This is a genomic window from Streptomyces sp. NPDC051211 (genome assembly GCF_040689505.1).
GTDB lineage: Bacteria > Actinomycetota > Actinomycetes > Streptomycetales > Streptomycetaceae > Streptomyces.
The window spans coordinates 147,710-171,830 of record NZ_JBFBAV010000010.1; the positions used below are offsets into that span (position 1 = coordinate 147,710).

Here is a 24,121-nt window from a genome sequence, read left to right on the forward strand (position 1 = left end):
ATGAATGTGAGAGGGGTCACCCTGTCACTCATCCACGCGGGGAGGCATGGATGGGCAGGAGCCGCAGAACAATTCCGGAGGAGCTTCTGCTGCTCGCCTTGGACCCGGCCACGGGAACCACGGCGCAGCCGCAGTCGCTCGACCTCGGCCTGGCCGGGGCACAGCTAGTAGAGCTGGCTCTGGCCGGACGGATAGCCCCTGATGGGGATCGTATCGCCGTGGTGATGCCACGGCCGACAGGAGATCCGACTCTGGACTCCGCACTGGAACTGCTGCGCAGGCGCGGCAGCCCGGTACGGGCCGTCCACTGGATCGGTGGACCCCGGCTGGGGCTCCGCCAGATTTACCTCGCTCATCTGGAGCGTTGCGGCATGGTCCATGCCGTCGCGGGACAGATGTGCGGGGTGCTGCCGACGACTCGCTACCAGGCGACCGACACGGCCATCAGCCGGGAGATCCGTGCCCGGCTCGACACGGCGATCCGCACCGGCGTACCACCGGACCCGCGGACCGCGGCGCTCGCCGCGCTGGCCCATGCGGTCGGTCTCGGCAAGCACCTGTACCCCGGTAACGAGGGTCGTTCCTCCAGGTCCCGGCTGCGGGACCTGATCCGGCACGACCCCATGGGCGGCCTCGTGGCGCATGCCGTGATGGACGTCCAGAACGGTGTGGCCGCCCAGCCGCGCCGCGAGCGTGCCGCAACGGCAACGGCCTCCGCACCGGCCGGCAGCGTTCCGCTGCAGCCGCGTCGGGGTGCTCCGATGGCCCGAGCCGGCGCCGCGCACTGATCCGCACGACCGGCACGACCCGTACGACCCGTACGACCCGCAACACCGGCAGCATCCGCACGATCCGCACCAGCAGATCCACCGCACAGCCATCGGCGCCAACGCGCGGGGTGGCGAGGCCGGTCCGCCGGCCCCGCCACCCCGCGCATCTGTTTTCCTGCACATTCCCGAGCGCTGACGCACCGTTCGGTGGCAGTCTGCTCATCATCAGACACGTAGCGCTCACAGAGCACGCACAGAGACAGAAGGCGGAGGTGCCGTTCCCGTGGCGTCCAATGTCAATCCCACCGTCCGACGGCGCCGACTCGGCATGGAGTTGCGCAAGCTCCGTGAGGACAAGGGCATGACGGCCGAACAGGTGGCCGAGCGCCTGCTGGTCTCCCAGTCCAAGATCAGCCGACTGGAGAACGGCCGCCGCTCGATCAGCCAGCGGGACGTCCGCGACCTGTGCGAGGTGTACGAGGTGGAGGACCGGAGGCTCGTGGACTCGCTCATGCAGATGGCCAAGGACTCCCGCCAGCAGGGCTGGTGGCACGCCTTCGGCGACATTCCGTACAGCGTCTACATCGGCCTGGAGACCGACGCGGCCAGCCTGCGCGTGTACGAGCCGCAGGTCGTGCCGGGTCTGTTGCAGACCCCGGAGTACGCCCAGGCCATCATCCGCGGCGCGCTGCCGGAGACCGCGCCGGTGGACATCGAGAAGCGCGTCCAGGTCCGGATGCGGCGGCAGGACCGGCTCTCGGAGACCGCCAACAACAATCCGGACCTCGGTCCGCTGCGGCTGTGGGCGGTCATCGACGAGGCGGCACTGCGCCGGCGGGTGGGCGACGAGCAGCTGATGATCCGGCAGCTGGAGCACTTGATAGAGCAGTCGGAACTGCCGCACGTCACCGTCCAGGTGATGCCGTTCTCGATGGGCGCGCATCCGGGGGTGAACGGGCAGTACGCCATTCTGGAATTCCCGGACGCATCCGACTCGACGGTCGTCTACATCGAGGGCGTGACGAGCGATTTGTACCTGGAGAAGGCCAATGATGTGCAGAAGTACAGCGTGATGTACGAGCATCTGCGCGCTCAGGCACACAATGTGGAACAGACCCGGGAGTTCATTTCCGACATCATCGCCGAATATGCGGAGAAGGCCTGACAAGAGCCGACATGCACGGCGGCAGGCGTGCGACCGGCGCGGCAGGGATCCGGGGAAGGCCGGTACGGTACACCGTCACCTCCCGGCCACAGAAGGCCTGAATGGAATATGCCACCCGGTCGAGTGAATGCCCTCTTCACCCGTCGGGCGGTGCGAGTAGCGTCGATCACGCCAACCGGGAAAAGGTTGGCGCCACATCGGCAGAACTCGCTGGACCGGAGAGAACATGGCTATTCGTCAGGGTGCAACGGAAAACTGGACCAAGTCCTCCTACTCCACCGGCAACGGTGCGTGCATCGAGGTCAAGTCCCCCGTCATGGAGGCCATCGCGGTCCGTGACTCGAAGGTGCAGGACGGTCCGTCCGTCACCTTCGCGCCGGCTTCGTGGAGCTCCTTCGTCAACGGAGTCACCGAAGGCGGCCTGGGACGCCTCGCCTGAACAACACGGCGAACATCCCGGCAGTCCTCTTGGAATTCAACAGTGTCACCGAAAGAGCCCTCTCGACTGGTCCGCCGTCCCGGCCGAGGGGGCTCGGCCATGTTCCGGGCCCCCGCTACCGCAGTCGGTCGACGTAGCGGTTCGTCCCCGGCACGGTCGGGATGAACGGCGCCACCAGTTCCACCCGGCCGCCCGTACCGGACTCCGCGAGCTCCGCGTCCAGGCCCCGGAAACGGTCCCAGCAGGTGCGCGGGTCCTCCTCCAGGAACCAGAGCAGGGTCAGCCGGGTGTCGACCCCCTCGACCTGCTTCACGTACGTCATCCGGTCCCCGGGCAGCGGCGTCGGCCGGAACACCGTCACCATCGCCGCAGGTCCGCCCGCCAGCCGCTTCGGCAGGGCCCGCGAGCGCAGCCACTCCAGCACCTCCGCCCGCTGCTCCGGCCCCTCCGCGTCGACGACCTGGACGACGAGCCCCTCGTACGGGTGGTCCAGCGCGTGGAAGTCGCGGGGACCGGCGGCGCCGTCCCGGTAGACGGTGGCCTCGTGGTCCTGGAAGGACGTGAAGACGTGCGTCCGGTCCTGGTAGACCCGGGCGTCCCGGTTGAGCCGCTTGTTGATCCCGACGGTCCACTTCATGTGCTCGTCGTAGCGGCCGTCGGTGATCCAGTACGTCGAGATGTAGCAGCCTGCGGTGACGGGCTGCGCGACCGCCGACTTCTCCGGGTACCGCAGTTCCTGCAGGTCGCGGGTGGCCACCCAGCGCCGCCCGGCATACATCCAGGGCATGGCCATCGCCCCGGCGTAGTAGTGGTCGTCCTCGTACCAGCGGTTGTACGCGTACTCGTGTCCCGGGTGCGGCTCCACCATGGTGATCAGCGCATGGCCGGGATGCACGCCGTACGGGCCCACGGCCGCGAGTTCGGCATAGTCCTCGACCCGTCGGTTCTGCTCATCGGTCGTCATGGCACCGGTTTAGCTGATGCCACGTCAGATGGGGAGGGGTCGGGACCGGGCGGGGAGATTGCGCGGCAGCGGTCCGGCCTCAACGGGGCTTTCCCACAAGGGAGTCCAGGTCACAGACAAGTGATTGGCGGATACACATTTCTTCACTAGTGTGTCCGCCACCCACCGATCCGTTTTCAGCCAGGGAGACCGTATGAGCGTCCAGCAGCCGCCGCCCGCGTTCGCCGCCCGCGCGCGCTCGGTCGGAGGGTCGCCCGTACGGGAGATCCTCGCGCTGACCGAACGGCCCGGGGTCATCTCCTTCGCCGGCGGCCTGCCCGCGCCCGAGCTGTTCGACGCGGACGGCCTGCGGGCCGCGTACGACGCCGCCTTCACGGCCGCGCCGCGCCGGGCCCTGCAGTACTCGACCACCGAGGGCGCGCCGGAGCTCCGCGAGGCCGTCGCGGCGCGGGTGACCGGGCGCGGCCTGCCCACCGGCCCGGACGACCTCCTGATCACCACCGGCTCGCAGCAGGCCCTCACCCTGATCACGGCGACCCTCGTCGAGCCGGGGGACGTCGTCCTGGTCGAGAACCCGACCTACCTGGCCGCCCTCCAGTGCTTCGGGCTGGCGGGCGCCCGGGTGGTCGCCGTCCCCTGCGACGAGAACGGCATCCTCCCGGAGGCCCTGGAGGAGCTGGTCCTGCGCGAGCACCCCAAACTCCTCTACTCCGTGCCCACCTTCCAGAACCCCACGGGCCGCACCCTCCCGGCGGCCCGGCGGGCGGCGGTCGCGGAGATCGCGGCCCGGCTCGGCCTGTGGCTGGTGGAGGACGACCCGTACGGCGAACTCCGCTACGAGGGCGCCGAGGTGCCCTGGGTGGCGGCGCACCCGGGCGCCGAGGACCGTACGGCGCTCCTCGGCAGCTTCTCCAAGATCATGGCCCCGGGGCTGCGGCTGGGCTGGCTGCGCGCCCCGCAGGCGCTGCGCCGCGCGGCGGTGGTGGCCAAGCAGGCGGCCGACCTGCACACCTCGACGGTGGACCAGCTGGCGGCGGCGCACTACCTGGCGGCCGCGGACCTGGACGCGCACGTGGCGCGGATCCGCGGCGCCTACCGCGCCCGCCGCGACGCGCTCCTCGCGGGCCTTCCGGGGGCCCTCCCGGCGGGGTCGGTGTGGAACCGGCCCGAGGGCGGCATGTTCGTGTGGGCCCGGCTCCCGGAGGGCTGGGACGCGACGGCCTTCCTGAAGTCGGCGGTCGCGAACGACGTGGCCTTCGTCCCCGGCGCCCCCTTCTTCAGCACGTCCCCGGACCCCCGCACCCTGCGCCTGTCCTTCACCACCCACACCCCGCAGGAGATCGCCGAGGGCCTCCGCCGCCTGTCCCGCGCCGCAGGCTGAGCCGTCCGGTCAGACCTGTCGGACGCGGCCGCGTACCGGTCCGGCCGCGGGACGCCCTAGCTCTCGGGCGAGTACCGGGGCAGTCCCCCGGTGGAGATCGTCCAGTCAGGCGATGGTGCGGTGCTGGCTCCTCGTCTGCGCCCTGAGGCCCGAGTCATCACCTTCATGCTAGGCAGCCTGCTTCCCACCGGCCCCGCAATCCCGGCACCGGCCCGGCTCGGGGGCGCGGAAGGCGCGTTCGCAGCCGTCGCAGGTCCGGAGGGGGTGGGGACGGGGCAGGTCCGGGGGTTGCGTCGGGGGCGGGCCGAAGGCGGTGGCCGGACCCGGCGGCGGCATGAGCTCGCGGAGGCGGTGGGCAAACAGGGCGGCCGGGTGGCGCAGGTCCGTCGGGAGGCCCGCCGTCAGGGTGTGGCTGATGGCGGAGGGGCGGGCGCCGCGCTCCAGCCAGCGGGTCACGTGCGGGGCCAGCCAGTGGATGTCCTTGATCGACAGCGTCTGGTCCACGGGCTGGTCCGCCGCCTCCGGCGCGGGGTCCGGCACCGCGGTCGGGCCCGGGGCGGAGTTGGATGTAGAGGGCCAGCCCACGCGCAGTCAGCGACAGCTCGGCGTGTTGCGCGAGGTGGTTGCCGACGACGGTGAACTGCATCTTCTGGTCATCGTTCACGTGGTTGACACCGGATCGGGGGGTCTCGGCAGGAATGCGGGACTGCGCGGACGCGGCCGCGCTAAAGTGCTGGAAAGCCATCGGGAAGGTGCTTCTTCCTCGTTGGTCAGGCCCTCGCTCGGGAAGCCACTCCCGGCGGGGGCCGACGCATGTCTGGGGTTGTCGCGGCGAGCACATGCCCGCAACCCATGCCGATTTCCAGCCCAGTTGGGACAGTTCACCCGTGTGAGCGACGAGCCGCGGTTGGTTGGGTTGGTGGGTTCTTTCCCCCGGTTCTTTAGGGGTTGATGGCGGGCCGCACCATGCCGCGCACCACCCGCACCGCGCTCAACCGGACCCGGCCGGCAAGTGGTTGATCAGCAGGCGCACGAAGGGCCGGGCCCGTGCGTCACGGGACCGGCCCTGCCGTCAGGGATGGGTCAGACGCGGTCGGCGGCGATCAGGACGTACTGGAAGGAGCCGTCCTCGTAGGAGTTGATGAACGCCTCTTCGATGCCGGTGACCAGCGAGGAGGTGGCCCGCAGCTTCCAGTACGGGAGGGTCGCCGGGGTCAGGTCGATGACCGCCTGGGGGACGAGGCGGTTGTCGGCCATGGCGCGCAGGTACTCGCGGCGGGAGTGGATGTTGCACTCGAAGTGCGCGTTGATCTGGGAGACCCACTTCGAGGGCTGGCCGTAACGGGGGTTCCAGCAGCCGGTGATGGTCACGTACCGGCCGCCGACCGCCAGGACGCGGGAGTGCTCGGCCATGAGGTCCTGGAGGTCGACGTACATGCTCGACTCGTTGTTCCACGAGGCCGCGGCCTGCCCGGTCTCGAAGGGAGTGCTGAGCATGTTGCAGACGCGGGCGCGGACATGGTCCTCGATGCCGAGTTCACCGGCGCGCTGGTTGGCGAAATCGGCCTGCTTGGCCGACAGGGTGACGCCCTCGACCTTGCATCCGAACCGCTGGTGGGCCATGACCATCGAGCCGCCGCGGCCGCAGCCGGCGTCCACGAGCGTGTCCTCGCGCCCGATGGGGCCGAGGTGGTCCAGGAGGACTTCGGTCTGCGCCGACTCCAGGCGGTGGAGCTCGGCGATCAGCTTCTTCTCGTATTCGCTGTCGTCGGCGTCCCCGAGGGCGGCGTGGTCGACGTCGCCGATGCCGTAGTGGTGGTGGTAAAGGCCGTCGACGTCGCCGAGACGCAGGTTGACGGGCCTGGCCTCGTTGTTCCAGTAGCGGGCGATGTCGCCCTGGTAGGGCGTCACCGGGGCGGGGATGAACAGGGAGGTGCCGGCGGAAGAGCCGTTGGCGGTGGTGAGTTCGGTGCTAGTCACGGATAAGTCCATCCTTACCAGAAGTCGGGCAGGCTGTAGCGGTAGGTGTTGGTCTGGTGCCAGTAGTGGTTGCCGTCGACCCATGCGGCGACTCCGCGCAGGAAGCGCAGCACCCGCGGATCGGGGCAGGAGGCGGCCAGTTCGGCGGCCGCGGCCTCGAACTCGTGCATGAGGTCGTTGTGGATCCCGACCGCCTTCAGGTAGGCCTCCTTGTCGGAGAGGCCCTCCCGTTCGGCGATCACCACCGGCAGGTTCAGGTGCAGGCCGGGGCTTTCGAGTTCCTTCGTGTACGAGTACAGGTCGTTGGAGATGGTGGTGGCGTTGCCCGCCAGCGCGATCACCCGCTGCATGGCGGGCAGGGCGTGCAGGTCCGCCGGGAGTTCGTAGCCGCCGACGGTGTCGGTGATGGTGGGGCAGGGGCGGAAGTTGTTGAACTGGCGCATCGCCAGGTACTCGGAGACCTCCGGGACGTATTTCGTCTCGGCCCAGGCGGCCTCGGCCAGGTACCCCATGTGCAGCCGGGCCATGTCGTGCCGGAACCGGTCTGCCTGCGACGCGGTCGCCGCCTGGACGAAGTACGCCATGGCGGACCGGTAGGAGCGCCGCGGGGCGTCCGAGAGGAGCGACTCCGCCCACGCCGGGTGGTACTCCTCCGTCGTGTGGACCGGGTCGAGGGCCGTGTGCGCCAGCAGGAGCCTGCCGCCGAGGCCGACGGGCGTGCCGCCGTGGTCCTCGCAGTAGCAGTCGTCGACCACGTTCTCGGCGACCATCAGCCGCGTGGCGATCATCAGGTGGTCGAGGGTCGGGGCGTCCGGGTGGCAGGCGACCATGTAGCGGCCCACGGAGAAGCCGTCGAACTGGTCCTCCCACTCCGGGGGGTACGCCTGGACCTCGTCCACCGCCCATCGCTTGATCCGGCGGCTGACCTCCTCCACGCGGGCGGGGTCGGGCTCCGGAATCGGGTGGTGGTAGAGGCCGGGGATGGGCCTGCCCCCCGCCGCCGGCGGCGCCGAAGGCCGCTCCGGCGCGAGCGGCTGCTCGCGCGGTGCGAAGTGCAGCCCGGCCGTCCCCAGGCCGCTCGGGCCGCGCCGGAGCCGTTCCACGAAGGCCTTCACGTCCGGCACGGTGGCGGCGCCCTCCCGGACGGGTTGAGCGAGCAGGTCGCCACCCGGGCCGGCGGCGGGCGCGGGCGCAGGCCCACCCGCGTCCGCCCACGGCCCCGGAACGGCCACATCCACGGGCACGGCCACGTCCACCGGTCCGGGCACGGCCACGTCCACCGCCCCGGGCACGGCCACGGCCCCCGCGTCAGGGGCGGTGACGCGCGCGAAGGGCAGGGAAGGCCCGGAAGGCAGGGCGGGCCGGCCGCTGCCGGCGGCTTCGACCTCGGCGGGTGCGTGGGCGCCGGCGTCGGCGAGGACGTGGGCCCCGAAGCGGGCCGCAGCGCCAGGCAGGCTCGACTGCAGAGGGGAAAGCCCGGGCTCGGGCATCCATGGCTCCTTGGTGAGGGGGTCGGTCCGTCCCGGGCCCCGGGCCCCCGGGCATGCCCGGTCGGCCCGGGAGGGTCCGGGCTGTGGCCTTCGGGAGGTCGCTGGGGGGTGTCCGGCGGATCAGGGCCGCCCGGCACATGACCCCCTAGTCGCGGCTGCGGGCGATCTGTACGTTCTCCAGCACACCGAGCGCGTCGGGCACCAGGATCGCGGCGGAGTAGTAGGTGGTGATCAGGTACGAGATGATCGCCTGCTCGCTGATGCCCATGAAGCGCACCGACAGGCCCGGCTCGTACTCCTCCGGCAGACCGGTCTGGCGCAGCCCGATGACGCCCTGGTTGTCCTCGCCGGTTCGCATGGCGAGGATCGAGCTGGTGTTGTCCTTGCTGATGGGGATCTTGTTGCAGGGCAGGATCGGGACCCCGCGCCAGGCCGGGACCTGCTGCCCGCCGACGTCGACGTGGTCGGGGTAGAGCCCGCGGGCGTTGAACTCGCGCCCGATCGCCGCGATGGCCTTCGGGTGGGCGAAGAAGAACTTGGTACCGCGGCGACGGCACAGCAGCTCGTCGAGGTCGTCCGGGGTGGGCGGGCCGGAGTGGGTCTGGAGCCGCTGCTTGAAGTCGGCGTTGTGGAGCAGACCGAACTCCCGGTTGTTGACGAGTTCGTGCTCTTGCCGCTCGCGCAGTGCCTCGATGGTGAGCCTGAGCTGTTCCTCGGTCTGGTTGTGCGGCTGGTTGTAGAGGTCGGCGACCCTCGTGTGGACCCGCAGCACGGTCTGCGCGATGGAGAGTTCGTACTCGCGCGGCTTGAGCTCGTAGTCGACGAACGTGCCGGGGATCTCGGGTTCGCCGGTGTGGCCGGACGACATCGCGATCTCGGCCTCGCCGTGCTTGTTCTGCCGCTGCTGGGGGAGCGAGCTGAACTGCTCGATGTGGGCCTGGAGGGCGGGCGCTGCGGCCTGTACGGCGGCGAAGTCCGCGCGGGACAGGGTGAGCAGGGTGCCGGAGGTGTCGGCGGTGGCGGTGTAGTCCCAGCGGGCGTCGGCGTCCAGCAGGGCGTTCTCGCCGAACCGGTCGCCGTCGGCGAGCACCGCGACGGCGACCTCGTCGCCGTACTTGCCGACGGAGGTCTGGCTGATCCGGCCGTGGGCGATCAGGTGGATCTGCTCGGCGGGGGCACCGCGCTCGACCAGCACCTCGCCGGTACGGAACTCGCGCTGGACGCACCGGGCGGCGATCGCGGCCAGCACCTCCTCGTCTTCGAAACCGCGCAGCAGGGCCAGTTCGCCGAGCTCGCGGGGGATGACGCGGACGGCGGCACCGTCCTGGACGAACTCGATGCGCCCGTCGCCGACGGTGTAGGTGAGCCGACGGTTCACCCGGTAGGCGCCGCCCTTGGTCTCCACCCAGGGGAGCATCCGCAGCAGCCAGCGGGAGGTGATCTCCTGCATCTGCGGGGCGGACTTGGTCGTGGTGGCAAGGTTGCGGGCGGCTGCCGTGCCCAGGCTGGACTGCCGGGGCGGTTCCAGCTGCGCCTCCGGGCCGGTGTCAACGGTCATCGGACAAGCTCTCCTTCGTACCTTGGTAAGGGCGGTGAGCGGCGTGCCTGCGCGTCACCGGTTGAAAGAGGAAAAAAGAGGGCGAACGCCCGGGCAGTGCGCCATCCGGGCAATCCGTCCAGATCCCGGGGAACAGTAACGGGCGGTAAGCCCGTTCGACCCTTGGATGGGGCCGGTATTACCTCGATGCGGTGATCTTGTTCGGCGCGGCGTTTGCCTGATTGACCAGCGACATTCAGGCCGCGTCGAACATGCGCCCGGCGTGCGGTGCAGATGCCCGACCTCTTCCCTCCTCGGCGCCGCAGCCCTAACCTGACGCCTCGTCAGACAACGGTCGGACGCCGGGAGGCGATCGCACATGCTGCTGCAAGGGAAGACCGTCATCGTCTCCGGAGTCGGAGCCGGGCTCGGGCACCAGGTCGCCGCCACCGTCGTACGGGACGGCGGCAACGCCGTCCTCGGCGCACGGACCGAGGCGAATCTCGCCAAGTCCGCCGCCGAGATCGACCCCGACGGCACCCGCACCGCCCACCGCACCACCGACATCACCGACGAGGCCCAGTGCGAGGCCCTGGCGGCCCTCGCCGTCGAGCGGTTCGGCGGCATCGACGCCGTCGTCCACGTCGCCGCCTGGGACTCGTACTTCGGCGGCCTTCAGGACGCCGACTTCGGCACCTGGCAGCAGATCATCGACGTGAACCTGCTCGGCACCCTCCGGATGACCCGCGCCTGCCTGCCCGCGCTGAAGGCGAACGGCGGCTCCGTCGTCATCATCGGAACCCAGTCGGCGGTCGCCGCGCCCTCCCAGGTCCAGCAGGCCGCCTACGCCGCCTCCAAGGGCGCCCTCACCTCCGCCATGTACTCCATGGCCCGCGAGCTCGGCCCGCACCGCATCCGCGTCAACACCGTCCTGCCGGGCTGGATGTGGGGCCCGCCGGTCCAGGCGTACGTCACCTTCACCGCGCACAGCGAACAGGTCGGCGAGGACGAGGTGCTGGGGCGGCTCACCGAGCGCATGGCGCTGCCCGAACTCGCCACCGACGGGGACGTCGCCGACGCCGCCGCCTTCCTCGCCTCCGACCGGGCACGGGCGATAACCGGCCAGTCCTTGCTGGTCAACGCCGGTGAGCTGATGCGGTGACCCCGTCCGCGCCCCGAACAGCGGATCGTATGCTCGCACCATGACCACTCCGGGCACCCCGAGCCACACCCACCCGACCGAGAACGCGATGCGCCGCGCCCTCCGGCGCGCCCGCGACGGCGTCGCGCTCGACGTGACCGAGGCCGCGGTCCTGCTCCAGGCCCGGGGCGCGGACCTCGAAGACCTGGCCGCCTCCGCCGCCCGGGTCCGCGACGCGGGCCTGGCGGCGGCCGGCCGGCCCGGCGTGATCACGTACTCGAAGAGCGTGTTCATCCCGCTCACCCGGCTGTGCCGCGACAAGTGCCACTACTGCACCTTCGTCACCGTCCCCGGCAAGCTCCGCCGGGCCGGCCACGGGATGTACATGTCCCCGGACGAGGTCCTCGACATCGCCCGCCGCGGCGCCGAGCTGGGCTGCAAGGAAGCGCTCATCACCCTCGGCGACAAGCCCGAGGACCGCTGGCCCGAGGCCCGCGAGTGGCTCGACGCGCACGGCTACGACGACACCCTCGCCTACGTCCGCGCGATGTCCATCCGCATCCTGGAGGAGACCGGCCTCCTTCCCCACCTCAACCCCGGCGTGATGTCCTGGGCCGACTTCCAGCGCCTCAAGCCCGTCGCGCCCTCGATGGGCATGATGCTGGAGACCACCGCCACCCGGCTGTGGTCCGAGCCCGGCGGCCCCCACCACGGCTCCCCCGACAAGGAGCCGGCCGTACGGCTGCGCGTCCTGGAGGACGCCGGTCGGTCCTCCGTCCCCTTCACCTCCGGCCTGCTGATCGGCATCGGCGAGACGTACGAGGAGCGCGCCGACTCCCTGTTCGCGCTGCGCCGCATCTCCCGTGCCTACCACGGCATCCAGGAGCTGATCATCCAGAACTTCCGCGCCAAGCCGGACACGGCGATGCGCGGCATGCCCGACGCCGAGCTGGACGACCTCGTCGCCACCATCGCCGTCGCCCGCCACATCATGGGCCCGTCCGCCTGCCTGCAGGCCCCGCCCAACCTGGTCGACGGGGAGTACGTACGCCTCATCGGAGCCGGGATCGACGACTGGGGCGGCGTCTCCCCGCTGACCCCCGACCACGTCAACCCCGAGCGCCCCTGGCCCCAGATCGACCTGCTCGCCGAGCAGTCGGCGGCGGCCGGCTTCGCGCTCCGCGAGCGGCTGTGCGTCTACCCCGAGTTCGTGCAGCGCGGCGAGCCCTGGCTGGACCCGCGGCTGCTGCCGCACGTCCGGGCGCTCGCCGACCCGGAGACCGGGCTGGCCGACGAGTCCGCGACCGTCGAGGGCCGTCCGTGGCAGGAGCCGGACGAGGCGTTCACCGCCGCCGGGCGCACCGACCTGCACCACACCATCGACACCGAGGGCCGCACCGGCGACCGGCGCGAGGACTTCGACCACGTCTACGGGGACTGGGAGGCGCTGCGCGAGGCCGCGGCCCCCGGAATGGTGCCCGAGCGCATCGACACCGACGTACGGGCGGCCCTGGCGACGGCCGCCGACGACCCGACCCGGCTCACCGACGGCGAGGCGCTGGCCCTGCTGCACGCCGACGGGCCGGCCCTGGACGCGCTCTGCCGGATCGCCGACGACCTGCGGAAGTCGGTGGTCGGGGACGAGGTCACCTACGTCGTCACCCGGAACATCAACTTCACCAACGTCTGCTACACCGGCTGCCGGTTCTGCGCCTTCGCGCAGCGCCGCACGGACGCCGACGCCTACACCCTGTCGCTGGACCAGGTCGCCGACCGGGCGCAGCAGGCCTGGGAGGTGGGCGCGGTCGAGGTGTGCATGCAGGGCGGCATCCACCCGGACCTGCCGGGGACGGCGTACTTCGACATCGCGCGGGCGGTGAAGGAGCGGGTCCCGGGCATACACGTGCACGCCTTCTCGCCGATGGAGGTGGTGAACGGCGCGACCCGTACGGGGATGTCGGTACGGGAGTGGCTGACGGCGGCCAAGGAGGCCGGGCTGGACTCGATCCCGGGGACGGCGGCGGAGATCCTGGACGACGAGGTCCGCTGGGTGCTCACCAAGGGCAAGCTGCCGGCCGCCGACTGGATCGATGTCGTGACCACCGCCCACGAGCTGGGCATCCGCTCCTCGTCCACGATGATGTACGGGCACGTGGACCAGCCCCGGCACTGGCTCGGCCACTTCCGCACCCTGGCCCGCATCCAGCAGCAGACCGGGGGCTTCACCGAGTTCGTGACGCTGCCCTTCATCCACACCAACGCGCCCGTGTACCTGGCGGGCATCGCACGGCCGGGTCCGACGGTCCGCGACAACCGGGCGGTCACGGCGATGGCCCGGCTGCTCCTGCACCCGCACATCACCAACATCCAGACCAGCTGGGTGAAGCTGGGCGCGGAGGGCGCGGCCGAGATGCTGCGGTCCGGGGCGAACGACCTGGGCGGAACGCTGATGGAGGAGACCATCTCCCGGATGGCGGGCTCGAGTTACGGCTCGTACAAGTCGGTTCGCGACCTGGTGGCGGTGGCGGAGGCGGCCGGACGTCCGGCGAAGGCCCGGACCACCCTGTACGGGGAGGTGCCGGCGGAACGGCAGGAGGCGGCCGCCGCGTCGGACGGCCACCTCCCGGAGCTCCTGCCCCTGGCCGACTAGCCGACGAGGAGGTCCTTCTTGAGGCGCTTCAGCTCGCGGGCGTCGATGCCGAGGCCGTCCTCCAGGTAGCGGTCGAAGGAGCCGAACCTGGCCTTGACCTCGTCGTATCCGGAGTTGAGGTACTCGGGCCGGACGTCGAGCAGCGGCTTGTAGACGGCTGCCTGCTGCGGCGGCAGGTGGCCGAGTATCGCGTCGTTGGCGGCCTTGCGGTAGTCGTTGCTGGCCAGGTAGTCGGCCATGACCGTCTCCTGCGGCACGCCGAGGGCGGTGAGCAGGGCGGCGTTGGACCAGCCGGTGCGGTCCTTGCCGGCGGTGCAGTGGAAGAGGACGGCGCGGCTGTCGTCGCTGCGGATGCCTTCGAAGACCCGGGTGTAGGCCTTCCGGCCGCCCTCGCCGCCGACCATGGCCTTCTCGGCGTCGACCATGGCCTTGACGGCCTCGTCGGGGGTCTTCGGCAGGGTCTGGAAGGAGCCGGAGCCGGCGAACACGTCGGCGACCACGTACTGGGCGCCGGCCGGGACGCGGTCCGGGTCCTCGGCCCGCTCGTCCGCCATGCGCAGGTCGAAGACCGTCTTCACGCCGAGCCGCTGCAGCTTGGCCAGGTCGTCGGCGGTGAGCTTGTCGAGGGCGTCGGAGCGGTAGACCTCGCCCATCTTGACCCACTGGCCGCCGGCGGTGCGGTAGCCGCCCGTGTCACGGAAGTTGACCGTGCCGTCGAGCTTGATCAGGCGGTCGGCGAGGCGCAGGCCCTGCCCGCGGTCCGGGGTGAAGTCGAACCACTGGCGGTCGGCGGCGGGCAGCCCGGTGACCACGGCCCGGCCGGTGGCGCCGCCCTTGGCCACGACCTTGCCATTGGCCTTGATCGCAACGCGCTCGGTGCCGTGGGCCTTCCACTTCAGGGTGTACGAACCGTCGGCGCCGGCGGTGACGGTGGCCTCGGTGAACGGGATGGCGGCGTGCCTGGTGTGGTGGTGCCCGTGCCCCTGCCCGGGGGCGGTGGTGGCGGTGGCGGCGGTGGCGGCCGGGGCCACGGCCAAGGAGAGGGTGAGAGCGGAGGCGACGGCGGTCGCGGCGAGGGTTGCCTTCTTCATGACACCGAGGCTGGGCGGCGCGGGGAAACCGGGTGTGAACGAGACGTGGCCTGAACCAGCCACCCCGACGACAAGTGGCAAAACGTGCCACTCGCCTGGTGGTGAGGGCCAGAGCGGCCGGAAGTATTCGCTTTCCGGCCTTTCTGCGCTCGGTTACGGGCTGCTTGACGGAGAGCTTCCGATTTCGACCGAACCTGTCCACTACAGTGCGCGCCAGAGCGAGGGTGGGGGAGACTGCATGGACGCGGTGGCGGAGAGCACGGCGCAACGGGCGGACGGCCACGGCGCCGTGGCCGTGACGAGCGCCGTGACCACAGGCCTGTGGGGCCGGTCCGAACAACAGGACTTCCGCAGCCGGGTCCGCGGCACCCTGCTCGGCGCCGCCATCGGCGACGCCCTCGGCGCACCCGTGGCCGGCCTCTCCCTGGACGGCATCCGCGAGACCCACGGCCTGGAAGGCCTCACCGAACCCGCCCCGGCCTACGGCCGCCGCGGCGCGGTCACCGCCTCCACCCAGCTCACCCTGTTCACCGTGGACGGGCTGATACGGGCGCACGTACGCCGGGACACCGGCGCCTGGCACCCACCCACCGACATCCACCGCGCCTACCTGCGCTGGGCCGCCACCCAGCACGACTGGGGGCCGGACGAGCGGCGCAAGGACAACGGCTGGCTGGCCCACGAGGAATGGCTCTACGCCCGGCGCGGCCCCGACCGCGCCTGCCTGACCGGCTTCGGCGACGAGATCCTCGGCACTCTGGACAAGCCGAAGAACCCGACGGCACGCGACGCCGCCGCGACCGTCCGCTCCTCCCCCTTCGGACTGCTCGTCGGCTGGGATCCCGCACTGGTCCTCCAACTGGCGGTGGAATGCGCGGCGCAGAGCCACGGCCACCCCACCGCCTACCTGTCGGCCGGCGCCTACGCGGTGATCGTGCACGGCCTGACCCGGGGCGACTCCCTGGACGCCTCCGTGCAGCGGGCCCTGGAGCTGCTGGAGGCACGGCCCGGCCGGCAGCCGGTGGCGGACGCGCTTCAGCGGGCGGTGTCGGCGGTCACCGCGGGCCCGCCCTCCCCGAAGGCGGTCGAGTCCCTCTCGCCGGGCGACGGCCGGGACGCGGAGGACGCCCTCGCCGTCGCCGTGTACTGCGCGCTGGTCGCCGAGGACGTCCGGCACGGCCTGCGCCTGGCCGTCAACCACGGCGGCGATTCGACGGCCACCGGCGCACTCTGCGGAGCCCTGCTGGGCGCCCTGCACGGTGAAACCGCCCTGCCCGCACCCTGGCTGGCCGACCTGGAAGGCCGGGCGACCATCCTGGAGCTCTCCGACGACTTCGCCCTGGAGATGACCCAGGGCCCGACCCTGCACGGCCCGGCGGTCTCCTCCCCGGGCTGGCTGGCCCGGTACCCGCGGGGATAGCGGCCGGGACAAGCCTCTGCGCCCTCTCGGCAATTGGATGCCCAGACCGTACGGTGAGGCATCCACTCGACGGAGGTGCCAGCACATGAGGATCGCCGCCACCATCTTCCTGACGGACCGGACCGTGTCCCCCGTCCGTATCGCCCGCAGCCTGGAGGAACGCGGGTTCGCCGGCCTGTACCTGCCCGAGCACACCCACATCCCGGTCTCCCGGGATTCCCCCGCCCCGATGGGCGGGGAGCTGCCCGAGCAGTACGGCCGCACCCTGGACCCCTTCGTGGCGCTCGGACAGGCCGCGGCCGTCACCGAGCGGCTCCGGCTCGGCACCGGGATCACCCTGGTCGCCCAGCACGACCCGGTGGACCTGGCCAAGCAGGTCGCCACCCTCGACCACCTGTCCGGCGGCCGGTTCACCCTCGGCATCGGGTACGGCTGGAACGTCGAGGAGGCCGCCGACCACGGCGTCGACTGGCGCACCCGCCGCGAACTGGTCCGGGACCGGATGGCGCTGATGCGGGCCCTGTGGGCCCCGCAGCCGGAGGGCTACATCGGCGAGTTCGGCTCGGTCCGGGCCAGCTTCGCCCACCCCAAGCCGGCCCAGCCCGCCCGCGAACTGGCCGGCGGCGCCCCCCTGCACGGGCCGCGCACCCTGATCGGCGGCGCGGCCGGCCCCAAGCTGTTCACCCACATCGCCGAGTACGCCGACGGCTGGCTGCCCATCGGCGGCCGCGGCCTGACCGACTCCCTCCCGGTCCTCCGGGCCTCCTGGGAGCTGGCCGGCCGCGACCCGAAGGCGCTCCAGGTGGTCCCGTACGCCGTCCACCCCTCGGCCGGGAAGCTCGCCCACTACGCGGACCTGGGCATCGAGGAGGTCGTGGTCCAGCTGCCTTCGGCCGCGGAACCGGCAGTCCTGCGCGCCCTGGACGAGTTCGCGCAGTACTTGTAGCCCCGGCCACCTCCAGCCGCGGCCGGACGGGAGCAAGTCCTGGACCGTCCGAGAACGCGCCCTCCGAGAACCCCCCTGGGAGGACGTCATCTGAGTACCGGCCTGAGTACCTCCACTCAGGCCGGAGCGGCCCCGGCCCGCGAGACTCGACCCATGACTACCCCGCCGCCCCCAGCAGCAGCTTTCGGTCCGCCGCCGTCGATGCAGCCGCAACGCCGCACCCGCCGCACGGCAGTCGTCTGCGCCCTGGCACTCGTACTGGCGCTGCTCGCCGCGGCCGGCTGGTGGCTGCTGGGCGACCGGGACGACGCCCCGCTGGCCGGCCGCCCCCGGGTCACGGACGCGGCCGCGGGCATCTCGTACGGCATCCCCGAAGGCTGGAAGCAGCCCGAGGAACAGGGCAAGCTCATCAACGCCTTCACCTCGACCATCGGCAAGACGGACAAGGACACCAAGACCGGCGCCACGGTCCTCGCCGGCCGGGCCGGAACCATCCCGGAGGCCGAGCTGAAGCAGCGGGCGGAGCGCTCCGCCCGGTCCAACGCGACGTTCTTCTTCCCGGACGGCCGCTCCACGATCGACGAGTCCCACCCCACGACGGTCAGCGGCCGCCCCGCCCACACCGTCACCCTCAAGATCGACGACGGCGACGGCGGCACCGCCCACCTCCGCCTCACCGTCATGACCCTCTCCGACGCCCGCTCCGCCTTCCTCCTCGGCGTCACCCAGCCGAACGGCCCGGCCGAACGCGAGGAGATCGCGACGATCCTGGCGAGCGCGAAGGCGGCGTAGCGGCCGCTCTGGCACATTGGCTGCATGAGCGAGCCCGTGATCGCGGCGATGGCCTATGTCCGCAGCCAACTCGCGGACGTCGTCGAACGCGCACACCAGGACGGCGTCCCCACGATCATCACGCGACGGGGGCAGCAGGAAGCCGTCGTCATCGGCATCGACGAGTACCGGCGACTCCGTCGCCTCGCCGAGGACGCCGAGGACGCATGGCTCAACGGCTTGGCCGATGCGGCGGAGGCCGAACCCCGCAAGGAGTCCGTCTCGCTCGAAGAGATGGACGCCCTCCTCCGCAACCACCACACCTGACGCCCGGCCGCATCGAGGAAAATCGGGGCCGGGTCCCAGGCGGGGAGAACATGGGCTGGCCGGCGCCGGGGGTCGTACGCTCAATCCATGATCGACTCACACGCGCACGTCCGCGTCGCCCGCCCCTCCCTCGACCTGGCCGCCGCCGAGCGCTTCTACGTCGACGGCCTCGGCCTCGACGTGCTGTGGCGGACCACCGAACGCACCCCCGGCGAGCACGACCTGCTCATGGTCGGCCCCGCGGGCGGCGCCTGGCACTTCGAGCTGACCCTGGACCCCGAGAACCCCATAGCCCCCACCCCCACCGTCGACGACCTGTTCGTCGTCTACCTCGGCCAGGCGCCCGACGAGGCCCTCGTCGAGCGCCTGGTCGCGGCCGGCGGCACCCGCGTGCCGGCCCACAACCCCTACTGGGACGAGTACGGAGTCACCGTCGCCGACCCCGACGGCTACCGGCTCGTACTCTGCTCCCGCACCTGGGGCTGAGCCTCACCGGATGACCGGCAGCTCGGCCCACACCGTCTTCCCGACCACCCGGTCGTGCACCCCCCACCCGGCGGCGATCGCCTCCACGATCCGCATGCCGTAGCCGGCCTCGGCGCCCCGCTCGTGCCCCCGCACGACGGGCCGCCGATCCCGGCGCGCATCCGACACCTCGACCCGGATCAGCCCGTGCACCAGGACGATCCTCAGCTCGAAGTCCCGCCCGGGCACCAGCCCGTGGGTGACGGCATTGGCCACCAGCTCGGCCACGACCAGCGCGGCCGCATCGGACGCACCGGTCCCGAGCGGCACGCCCCAGTCGGCCAGCTGAATGACCGCCAGATGCCGGGCCAGCCGGGCGCCGCGCCGCGTGGCACTGAAACGCTGAGTGAACGTGTGTACGGGGGTCGCAGCAAGCTCATCCACTGGTGTCATGGCGTCAAGTTCCCGCGTTGACCAGGTAGTTCTACAGCAGGGGCGCTCGTACAGATGCGACTGTACGAGCCTCGGGACTGGACAGTCCGAGTCACTTTCCGTGAGCATTTCCGCCGGGGAGGTGACCGCCATGACGAGTGTCGAGAACGACAGTGACGGTGACTACGGGGCCGAGCCGGAGCCGGACAACAGCCTGCGCAACTTCGGCGAGATGACAAAGGCCTTCCGCAAGCGGGCGGGCCTGACACAGGAGCAACTCGCCCCGAGGATCCGGTACTCCGTGCAGTACGTCGGGTCGGTGGAACAAGGCCGCCGGTTTCCGTCCGACCGGTACATCGAGCGCGTCGAGGAGGCACTCGACGCCTTCGGCGTCATCCGCCTGGCCGCCAGGCAGGCGACCCGCCAGCGCGGCCTGGCCTCCTGGTTCCGCAAGTGGGCCCTCCTGGAGGAGGACTCGGTGGCCCTGAACACGTACGAGTGCCGGGTGATCCCGGGACTGCTGCAGACAGAGGCCTACGCCCGGGCCCTCATCGCGAACGTCCCACCGGTCAAAACCCACCAGCAGGTGGAAGCCAAGGTTCGCGCCCGTCTCGAACGTCAGCGGTTGCTGGTCCGGGAGCCCTTCACGGCCTTCAGTTTCATCCTCGATCAGCCCCTGATCGACCGGCAGACGGGCAGCCGCGACATCACCTTGGAGCAGATCGACCACCTCCTGATGGCCGCCGAACTCCCAAGCGTCGAGCTCCAGCTGATCCCCACGGTCCAGCCGGACCACGCGGGCACCGACGGCCCCATCCAGCTCCTGGAAACAGCGGACCACACGTGGCTCGCGTACAGCGAAGGCCAGCGGTCCGGCCAGCTGATCTCCGACCCCAAGGAGATCAGCATCCTCCACCAGCGTTATGCCAAACTGCGCTCTCAGGCTCTCAATCCCGCGGACTCCGTGAGCCTGTTGAAGCGATTGCGAGGAACGCTATGAGTGGCAACTCCGATCTGCGGTGGTTCAAGAGCAGTTACAGCGGCAGCGACGGCGACAGCTGCGTCGAGGTGGCCCTCTCCTGGCGCAAGTCGACATACAGCGGCAGCGACGGCGACGACTGCGTCGAGGTGGCGGCCTGCACGGACGCCGTCCACGTCCGGGACTCCAAGGTGACGGCGGGACCCGAGCTGGCCCTGTCCCCCACCAGCTGGACCAGCTTCATCAGCGGGGTCACGGCGACGGCCCGATAGGCACACTCCCTGGACCGGGGCCGGAAGAGCGCCCGGAGGCTGCCCGCCAGTCCAGTGTCCGAGCGTGCCGGCCCGGGCCGTCAAGGGCGCTCCTTCGTCGCGTCGCTTCGCGATTCCGCTCCGCTCCACCCTTGACAGCCCGAACCGGCCCGCCCAGACAGAGACTGTCGGGCGGCCCCCGGGGGGATGGCATGGGGGGAGCGATATCCATGCGGCCATGCTCCGCAGCTTCCGCGGCGGCTGCCGCCCGACCGGCCGCCCTGCCGGGCGGACAGCTCCGATTCCCCGAAGCCAGACCCGGGCAGCAGGACCGAACGACAGGGCGCGCCAGATCGCTACGCGCTTCTCCCGTCTCAGCGTCCCCGGACCGCCTGTGGCCGGACATAAGCCGCCAACGATCGCGGCACGCTTCTCCCGTCTCAGCGTCCCTGGACCGCCTATGGCCGGACATAAGCCGCCAACAGCCATTTCTCACGCAGGCCGTGGCCGGGCATGGGGTGGCGGCAATCGGACGGAGGGGGTGCCCTACAGTCTGTCCGCACCGCCGGTGGGCGGACGTCGAACAGATCAGGTGGGATTGTGCGGATACGCAAGGGATGGGCGGTGCTCGCGGTCGCGGCAACGGTGGTGTCGGCGGGTCCCGCCGCTGCGGCCGACGCTTCGGGCGTACGCAAGAGCGACTTCAACGGGGACGGGTACAACGACTTCGTCACCAGTGCCCCGGGGGCGGCGGTCGGCGGCAAGGCGGGCGCCGGCTATGTGGCGGTCATGCCGGGCGGCCCGGACGGGCTGGTCACCGCCCAGCGCAAGGTGATCACCCAGTCGAGCACGGGCATCCCGGGTGATCCCGACGTCAACGACAACTTCGGCTACTCCCTGGCCGTCGGCGATTTCAACGGCGACGGTTTCTCGGACCTGGCCGTGGGCGCCCCGAGGGACCGCGTCGGCGCGGTCGCCGTCGACCAGGCGCCCGGATCGGTGACGGTGCTCTTCGGCAGCCCCACGGGTCTCGGCAAGGCCTCACGTCTGATGGGGACCACCAAGCAGTTGGGCCTGGCCGTCACGGCAGCCGACATGGACGGCAACGGCCGTCCCGATGTGGTGGCGACGGAACGGGCCATGCCCGAAGGCGGCATGCGCCGTTTCACGGTGGCGGCCGGGGCCACGACGCTGACGCGCACGACGGACGCCACCACGTTCGGCTTGCACGGTCTGGCCGCCGGTGACGTGGACGGGGACGGGCGCGACGACGTCGTGTTCCAGTACACGGCTTTGGGCGGTGCGCCGATGTTCGGGGTCTCCCACGGCGGGAAGGGCAAGCTGGACGAGTCCGCGACCTGGTGGCCCGGGGGCCCGTACCAGGGTGGAAGCGACGCGGCCGTCGGGGACCTGGACAAGGACGGCAAGGCCGAGATCGTGATCGGCCGCCCGACCAACGAGTTCGAAGCGCCCGGCGGCGAGGTGGCCATCTACAAGGGCCGTGTCGGCGGTATCACCGACGAGCCCCAGAAGGTGATCACGCAGTCGACCGCGGGTGTACCGGGAGTCGCGGAGGACTACGACAAGTTCGGCTCGTCCGTCGCGATCGGCGACGTCACCGGGGACGGGCACCCGGAACTCGCCATCGGAGCCATGGGCGAGGACCAGGGCACGATCCAGGACGCCGGCTCGGTCACCGTGCTGCGCGGCAGCGCGACGGGCATCGTGACGGCCACCGGCGGCATGCTCCTGACCCAGGACACGGCGGGGATGCCCGGTGTCTCGGAGATCCACGACAAGTTCGGCTACCAGGTCGGCCTCGTGGACTACACGAAGGACAAGCTGGCCGAACTGACGGTCTCCGCCAACGGCGAGAACAACACGAGTACGGAGTGGCCGTACTACGGGGACGGCATGGTGAGCTTCGTGCGCGGCTCGGCCACCGGCCCGACGGTCACCGGCGCCCGCAACCTCTTCGCCGGCACCTTCAGCTCGCTCCCGGCCGGCAGCCCGTTCGGCTACGCCCTGGGCCGCTGACCCTGCTCCGAGTTCCGTCTCCCCGTCATCCGCCCGCCACCGAGCCGCCGCACCCGCGGTGGGGCGGTGCCCAACCACAGACGGCCCGTCCGACGCCTGACCGCCTGCACCCGTCGCGGCATGTCGGGCGGCCTATGCCCGGCCACAGGCGATCCGTCTGCCGACTGACGGCCTGCACTCGTGATGGCCGGTGGGCGGCCTATGTTCGGCCACGGACGGGCCGGGGACGCTTGGCCGGGAGAAGCGCGTAGCGATCCGGCGCGCCCTGTCGCTTGGCTTGCTGCCCGGGTCTGGTTTCGGGGAATCGGAGCTGTCCGCCCGTCAGGGCGGCCGGCCGGGCGGCAGCCGCAGGGCAAGCTGCTGGGCGGGGCCGTATGGGGTCCTGTCCCCCTGCCCTTCTTTCGGGGCTTCCCGACAGTCCTTGTCTTTCCGGGGCCGGCCGGTCTGTCAAGGGTGGAGCGGAGCGGAATCGCGAAGCGACGCGACGAAGGAGCGCCCTTGACGGGGCGGACGGACACGGAATGACACTGGGACTGCCGGGAAGGCCCCCCGCCTGTTCCTTCGATTCCGTCCAGGCGAAGCCCCGGCACCCTGTGGCCCCGCCCAATAGACCAGCCCGGCCTGGCCGAGCCCGCCCCGGCCAGCCGCCGCTCCAGCAGTAAGCAGGGTCGCGGCCTGGTGGGCCGCTGCGCGGAGCCTTTCCCCTACCCGCCCCTTCCCGCAGTACCTGATATGCGGCTCCGCCGCGTGCGGGGCTCCGCCCCAGACCCCGCGCCTCAAACGCCGGCGGGGCTGAAAGCGGGGTCGCGGCCCGGCCCCCGCAACCACCCCGGCGGGGCTGGCAAGCGGGGCTCCGCCCCAGATGGGGCCGGGCGGTGCCGCCCAGCAGGCCAGTGGGCCCGCGCCGTGCGTCGCGAGAGCCCGCCCAGAGTCGGGACTCCGTCCAGCCGAAACCCCAGGGGGCGGGCGGGAAGCCCCGACCCACCCCGGCCCCGAGAAGGGGGCAAAGAAGCAAGCCCGCACCGCGCGCCCCGTACGCCCAGCAGCAGCAACGCAGCGTCCCGCGTCCCGCCCCGCCCCCTACTCCCCCGGCCAGAACTTCGCCAGGGCCGCCTCCTTGTACGGGGCCGGGCTGACGCTCAGTTCGCCGGCGAACGGGCGGTCCAGGACCATCACCAGCAGGAGGCTGAAGGCGATCAGTGCCGCCACTGCGGACACGAACAGGAGCTGCATCTTCAGGCTGCGCAGACCGAACAGGAAGGTGAGCGGCAGGATCACCAGCGCGCCTCCGTACACCAGCACTTGCAGCAGCGTCGGCAGGGCGGTCTCCGCCATGGTGATGCGTGCCCGGCGTTGCTCCGCCACGTCGTTGAGGCGGGCAGCGGCCTCGTCGTAGAAGGTCTGGGCGCGGGCCGTCGTCGGCTCGTACGACTGCAACGCCACGTACATCTCGTGGGTCTGCCGGGCCGTCGCCTCGTAGCTGGGCCGGCCGGCCCGCATCAGCGGCCACTGGACCTCGACCACCGCGTGCGCGTACTCGCCCACCGCCTTCTCGATGCGGGCCCGGTCGGCGGGCGGGAAGACTTCCGCGCTGCGCACGACCAAGGCGAGGTCGGTCGCTTCCGTCGCGACGATGGTCTGGGTGTTCTCCAGCTGGGTCCAGAGGGTCACGACCACGAAGGCGAGGATGATCCCGTAGATCGCCCCGAACATGCCGAGGGCGACTCCCACCATCTCGTTGTGCTCGCCCGCCGCGAGGTGAGGGAAGCGGCGGCGGGCGGCGAGGCTGCCGGTGATGGCGAGGGCGACGATGCCACCGACGAGGAGGAAGCCGAGCGCGAAGGTACTGACGTGATTGAGCAACCAGAGAACCATGCACTGGTCA

At 71.3% G+C, this 24,121-nt stretch carries 22 protein-coding genes; 14 read left to right on the top strand and 8 right to left on the bottom strand.

The annotated features are described in order from the left end of the window. The first annotated feature begins 50 nt into the window (after positions 1–50). From AB0447_RS13235 to AB0447_RS13245, 3 genes are all read left to right on the top strand, one after another. On the top strand, positions 51–788 hold the full coding sequence (locus AB0447_RS13235) for a GPP34 family phosphoprotein (RefSeq protein ID WP_366476704.1): 738 nt from the start codon (positions 51–53) through the stop codon (positions 786–788). Positions 789–1,053: 265 nt separating this feature from the next. Beyond that, positions 1,054–1,935, top strand: coding sequence for a helix-turn-helix transcriptional regulator (locus AB0447_RS13240; protein WP_366476705.1), 882 nt, complete (start codon positions 1,054–1,056; stop codon positions 1,933–1,935). Positions 1,936–2,161: 226 nt separating this feature from the next. After that, a complete protein-coding gene (locus tag AB0447_RS13245; protein WP_366476706.1) occupies positions 2,162–2,374 on the top strand; it encodes a DUF397 domain-containing protein in 213 nt (70 codons plus the stop codon). Positions 2,375–2,489: 115 nt separating this feature from the next. Here the strand turns inward: AB0447_RS13245 and AB0447_RS13250 are convergent, their stop codons facing one another. Continuing rightward, positions 2,490–3,338, bottom strand: a complete 849-nt coding sequence (locus AB0447_RS13250; RefSeq protein ID WP_366476707.1) for a hypothetical protein — start codon at positions 3,336–3,338, stop codon at positions 2,490–2,492. Positions 3,339–3,531: 193 nt separating this feature from the next. Between AB0447_RS13250 and AB0447_RS13255 the strand changes: the two genes are divergently transcribed. After that, positions 3,532–4,719, top strand: a complete 1,188-nt coding sequence (locus AB0447_RS13255) for a PLP-dependent aminotransferase family protein (protein ID WP_366476708.1) — start codon at positions 3,532–3,534, stop codon at positions 4,717–4,719. 168 nt (positions 4,720–4,887) lie between these two features. Here AB0447_RS13255 and AB0447_RS13260 read toward each other — a convergent pair whose 3' ends face one another. The 4 genes from AB0447_RS13260 to AB0447_RS13275 form a co-directional block, all read right to left on the bottom strand. Further along, complete coding sequence (locus tag AB0447_RS13260) at positions 4,888–5,223, bottom strand: hypothetical protein (protein ID WP_366476709.1); 336 nt, start codon at positions 5,221–5,223, stop codon at positions 4,888–4,890. Between the two features lie 579 nt (positions 5,224–5,802). Continuing rightward, a complete protein-coding gene (locus AB0447_RS13265) occupies positions 5,803–6,711 on the bottom strand; it encodes a geranyl diphosphate 2-C-methyltransferase (RefSeq protein ID WP_366476710.1) in 909 nt (302 codons plus the stop codon). Positions 6,712–6,713: 2 nt separating this feature from the next. Continuing rightward, positions 6,714–8,189: a family 2 encapsulin nanocompartment cargo protein terpene cyclase gene (locus AB0447_RS13270; RefSeq protein WP_366476711.1), complete on the bottom strand. Its 1,476-nt coding sequence runs from the start codon at positions 8,187–8,189 to the stop codon at positions 6,714–6,716. A gap of 145 nt (positions 8,190–8,334) precedes the next feature. After that, positions 8,335–9,747, bottom strand: coding sequence for a family 2B encapsulin nanocompartment shell protein (locus AB0447_RS13275; RefSeq protein ID WP_366476712.1), 1,413 nt, complete (start codon positions 9,745–9,747; stop codon positions 8,335–8,337). Positions 9,748–10,105: 358 nt separating this feature from the next. Between AB0447_RS13275 and AB0447_RS13280 the strand changes: the two genes are divergently transcribed. Beyond that, positions 10,106–10,888: an SDR family oxidoreductase gene (locus AB0447_RS13280; RefSeq protein WP_366476713.1), complete on the top strand. Its 783-nt coding sequence runs from the start codon at positions 10,106–10,108 to the stop codon at positions 10,886–10,888. A 40-nt stretch (positions 10,889–10,928) separates the two neighbouring features. Next, positions 10,929–13,517 carry a bifunctional FO biosynthesis protein CofGH gene (locus AB0447_RS13285; protein WP_366476714.1) on the top strand — a complete coding sequence of 863 codons (2,589 nt, stop codon included), beginning with the start codon at positions 10,929–10,931 and terminating at the stop codon, positions 13,515–13,517. Here the strand turns inward: AB0447_RS13285 and AB0447_RS13290 are convergent. After that, positions 13,514–14,608, bottom strand: coding sequence for a tyrosine-protein phosphatase (locus AB0447_RS13290; protein ID WP_366476715.1), 1,095 nt, complete (start codon positions 14,606–14,608; stop codon positions 13,514–13,516). The genes AB0447_RS13285 and AB0447_RS13290 overlap by 4 nt on opposite strands. Before the next feature lie 307 nt (positions 14,609–14,915). On the opposite strand from AB0447_RS13290, the gene AB0447_RS13295 reads away from it, so the two are divergent. The 5 genes from AB0447_RS13295 to AB0447_RS13315 all read left to right on the top strand — a co-directional run bounded on the left by AB0447_RS13295 (position 14,916) and on the right by AB0447_RS13315 (position 18,558). Then, on the top strand, positions 14,916–16,028 hold the full coding sequence (locus AB0447_RS13295) for an ADP-ribosylglycohydrolase family protein (protein ID WP_366476772.1): 1,113 nt from the start codon (positions 14,916–14,918) through the stop codon (positions 16,026–16,028). A gap of 85 nt (positions 16,029–16,113) precedes the next feature. Then, positions 16,114–16,974: a TIGR03619 family F420-dependent LLM class oxidoreductase gene (locus tag AB0447_RS13300; protein WP_366476716.1), complete on the top strand. Its 861-nt coding sequence runs from the start codon at positions 16,114–16,116 to the stop codon at positions 16,972–16,974. A 153-nt stretch (positions 16,975–17,127) separates the two neighbouring features. Next, the gene (locus AB0447_RS13305) at positions 17,128–17,766 is read left to right on the top strand and encodes a hypothetical protein (protein ID WP_366476717.1); all 639 of its coding nucleotides are present in this window, start codon (positions 17,128–17,130) and stop codon (positions 17,764–17,766) included. Between the two features lie 24 nt (positions 17,767–17,790). Next, the gene (locus AB0447_RS13310; protein ID WP_366476718.1) at positions 17,791–18,072 is read left to right on the top strand and encodes a type II toxin-antitoxin system Phd/YefM family antitoxin; all 282 of its coding nucleotides are present in this window, start codon (positions 17,791–17,793) and stop codon (positions 18,070–18,072) included. Between the two features lie 87 nt (positions 18,073–18,159). After that, positions 18,160–18,558: a VOC family protein gene (locus AB0447_RS13315; RefSeq protein ID WP_366476719.1), complete on the top strand. Its 399-nt coding sequence runs from the start codon at positions 18,160–18,162 to the stop codon at positions 18,556–18,558. A 3-nt stretch (positions 18,559–18,561) separates the two neighbouring features. Here AB0447_RS13315 and AB0447_RS13320 read toward each other — a convergent pair whose 3' ends face one another. After that, positions 18,562–18,990, bottom strand: a complete 429-nt coding sequence (locus AB0447_RS13320) for an ATP-binding protein (RefSeq protein ID WP_366476720.1) — start codon at positions 18,988–18,990, stop codon at positions 18,562–18,564. A 130-nt stretch (positions 18,991–19,120) separates the two neighbouring features. Between AB0447_RS13320 and AB0447_RS13325 the strand changes: the two genes are divergently transcribed. The 3 genes from AB0447_RS13325 (at position 19,121) to AB0447_RS13335 (ending at position 22,236) form a co-directional block, all read left to right on the top strand. Continuing rightward, entirely contained in the window at positions 19,121–19,969 is an 849-nt protein-coding gene (locus AB0447_RS13325; RefSeq protein ID WP_366476721.1) for a helix-turn-helix transcriptional regulator, read from the top strand. Further along, a complete protein-coding gene (locus tag AB0447_RS13330; RefSeq protein ID WP_366476722.1) occupies positions 19,966–20,220 on the top strand; it encodes a DUF397 domain-containing protein in 255 nt (84 codons plus the stop codon). The genes AB0447_RS13325 and AB0447_RS13330 overlap by 4 nt, the downstream gene beginning before the upstream one ends. Positions 20,221–20,799: 579 nt before the next feature. Beyond that, positions 20,800–22,236 (top strand): FG-GAP repeat protein, encoded by a 1,437-nt coding sequence (locus tag AB0447_RS13335; protein ID WP_366476723.1) that lies wholly within the window; start codon positions 20,800–20,802, stop codon positions 22,234–22,236. 1,080 nt (positions 22,237–23,316) lie between these two features. Here AB0447_RS13335 and AB0447_RS13340 read toward each other — a convergent pair. Further along, positions 23,317–24,111 carry a DUF4239 domain-containing protein gene (locus tag AB0447_RS13340; RefSeq protein ID WP_366476724.1) on the bottom strand — a complete coding sequence of 265 codons (795 nt, stop codon included), beginning with the start codon at positions 24,109–24,111 and terminating at the stop codon, positions 23,317–23,319. Positions 24,112–24,121 lie beyond the last annotated feature (10 nt).